The sequence below is a fragment of the Corynebacterium sp. HMSC071B10 genome, from assembly GCF_001814825.1.
Taxonomy (GTDB): Bacteria; Actinomycetota; Actinomycetes; order Mycobacteriales; family Mycobacteriaceae; genus Corynebacterium.
On the sequence record NZ_KV817952.1, the window covers coordinates 1 to 2,380 of the forward strand.

3 protein-coding genes are annotated in these 2,380 nt (G+C 55.0%); 1 reads left to right on the top strand and 2 read right to left on the bottom strand.

Annotation, left to right across the window (positions count from 1 at the left end; translation table 11 throughout):
- Window positions 1-50 precede the first annotated feature (50 nt).
- Window positions 51-1,195, top strand: a protein-coding gene (locus tag HMPREF2990_RS01195; RefSeq protein ID WP_371574678.1) for an IS3 family transposase whose coding sequence is annotated in 2 segments (ribosomal slippage) — window positions 51-300 and window positions 300-1,195 — 1,146 coding nt in all. Because the reading frame shifts where the segments join, the coding sequence is not laid out codon by codon here.
- 527 nt (window positions 1,196-1,722) lie between these two features.
- Here HMPREF2990_RS01195 and HMPREF2990_RS01200 read toward each other — a convergent pair.
- Both HMPREF2990_RS01200 and HMPREF2990_RS13070 read right to left on the bottom strand, forming a co-directional pair.
- Window positions 1,723-1,908: a hypothetical protein gene (locus tag HMPREF2990_RS01200; RefSeq protein WP_070762290.1), complete on the bottom strand. Its 186-nt coding sequence runs from the start codon at window positions 1,906-1,908 to the stop codon at window positions 1,723-1,725.
- Between the two features lie 134 nt (window positions 1,909-2,042).
- The coding region (locus HMPREF2990_RS13070; protein ID WP_210399946.1) for a hypothetical protein at window positions 2,043-2,380 on the bottom strand (338 nt) is incomplete at its 5' end.

Genomic DNA, 2,380 nt, shown 5'->3' on the forward strand with positions numbered 1-2,380 from the left:
CAGACGGAACAAAACCTGGGACACTTCAGTTCAAGCGCGACGCAGTCGCGATGTACGAGAACGATCCACATCTCTCGCTCAAGGCCGCAGCCGAAGATTTAGGGATCTACCGCACCACGCTTCGCACGTGGGTCGACACGTACGGCACCGGCGCAAAGACCCAGAGTCCACCGGTTTCACATGCTGATCGTGCCAAGCAGCTCACGGATGCAGAAAAGATACGCCAACTGCAGCAGGAAAACGCCAGGTTGAAAGAAGAACGCGATATCTTGCGCAAGGCGGCCAAATATTTCATGGAAGAGACAAACTGGTGATCCGCTTTCAGTTTGTCGAGGACCACCGCACCGAGTACTCGGTCAAGCGGATGTGCACCGTCCTTGGGCTCAATCGCAGCTCTTACTACAAATGGAAGGCCAGCAGCGCCCAGCGTCGCCGCCGGCTGATTGACGATGCCATGCTAGGGGCGAAGGTCAAGGCGGTCTTTGACGAGAAAGACCAGCTCTATGGTGCCAAACGTATCGCGGCAGAGCTGACGCATAACGACGCTTACAACGACAATGGGCCGGTCAATCATAAGCGCATCGCCCGGATCATGAAGAAGCTTCGCCTGCGTGGCTACACCAAAAAACGCAAGGTCACCACCACCCGGCGTGGGCCACATCGCGTGGTGTTTGCCGACCTGGTCAAGCGTGACTTCACGGCCCCGGCTGCAAATAGGGTGCTAGTTGGCGATATCACCTATCTGCCGATCGCGGACGGGTCGAATATGTATCTCGCTTCGGTAATTGACTGCTATTCACGGATGCTCGTCGGCTTTGCTATCGCCGACCACATGCGCACCGAACTCGTCGAGGAAGCACTCGAGCACGCGTACCACACCCGCGGTGACCTTACCGGGGCGATCTTTCATTCGGACCACGGAAGTGTCTATGCCTCATCGCAGTTTCAGGCCACCTGCCGCAGGCTCAACGTCACCCAGTCCATGGGTGCGGTCGGCACAAGTGCCGACAACTCGCTGGCGGAGTCGTTTAACGCCACCTTGAAACGAGAGGTCCTCAAAGACAAGAAAGTCTTTGCCAACCAGCTCGTCTGCCGACGAGACGTCTTCGCGTGGTGCGTGCGCTACAACACCAGCCGAAGACACTCCTGGTGCAAGTACCTCACCCCCACAGAGTACGAAGCCCACGCAGCGTAACAATGCGCTAAAGTAAGCCCCACAATTTCACCACCCCATGGTGTCTACTTTCCGGGGGCCGGGCCCGAGTTCTCCGCCCATATCCTTATCCCCACGGAAAGAAAAACTAGGAGGACTAGAGATGTGGCCAATAGTCCAAGCCCTATCGAGTGGGTTGCCCATAAAACGATTAGTGCTATCGCGAAAACTGATAGCACGGCTAGGGCACTGTTCTTAATCTTTTGCGTTGTATCCATAGTTTTATTATTGCGAGCACCCGAGCTGGTCTTCAATCTGGCGGTAAGAACGCTTCCTAATCAGCAGCGTCATCACCGCACGGTAATCCGTCATCAGCGGACTCCTTCCAGTACGCGCCGCACCCAAGTGGTGCGGCTACCGGAAGTATCATCCCGAGCGCCGTGAGCTGCTACCAGATACTCACTGAAGCGCTACCAGATGGTCACGACACTGCTACCAAATAGCCGGTCGCAATCTTGCGCTTGGCTCGTTCGAGGTCGGTAGTTCGCCCGTAAAACTCCAACCCGCACTCATTCTGTCAGCCAATCGTGATCGTCCCAGCCGTCCGCAGCGTCGAGTGCGCGAAGGAATCTTGCCGCGCTTTTCATCAGCACAATCGCTTCCTGTGCGTCTTTTAGCACGGTCTCGCGGGACAAGTCGAGCGTTGACGGCTCGGCGGGAGAGCCGTACTTTAATTCGAATTCGTGAGAAGCCATACCCCACCATATCGAGCGTTCGACATAAAACGCAGCACTTTCCACAACGCCCCCTACCGGCACATTCACCACGGTCAGGGGGGCAAAAATAAACCCAGTCTGTTCGCACTAGGCCGGGTTTCTGACGGCTGACTTCACGGATTCAGCATGAGCAGTGAGCTACCGATTACTCCAGTACCTACATTTTCAAGTGCCACCGTAAAGCGGCTGCGGTTGTTATTACCCATATTTTGCTCCTTTTCTTCATTTGTGTGGACAACGGACTTTTTCAAAAGAATTGGACCTACAGTTTCACTAATCCAGAGAGCAATCAGGAACAACACTGCGGATGCTAAGGTACCCAGGGTTCCGAACCCCAGACCACTGCTTAGCTCAACCCGTGAAGCACTATTGATCATAACACGGGGAGGGGACATTTCATTCCAAAATGTCGAACAACTGTTGGGGTTGCCCGCAAATCGTGGACACGTAG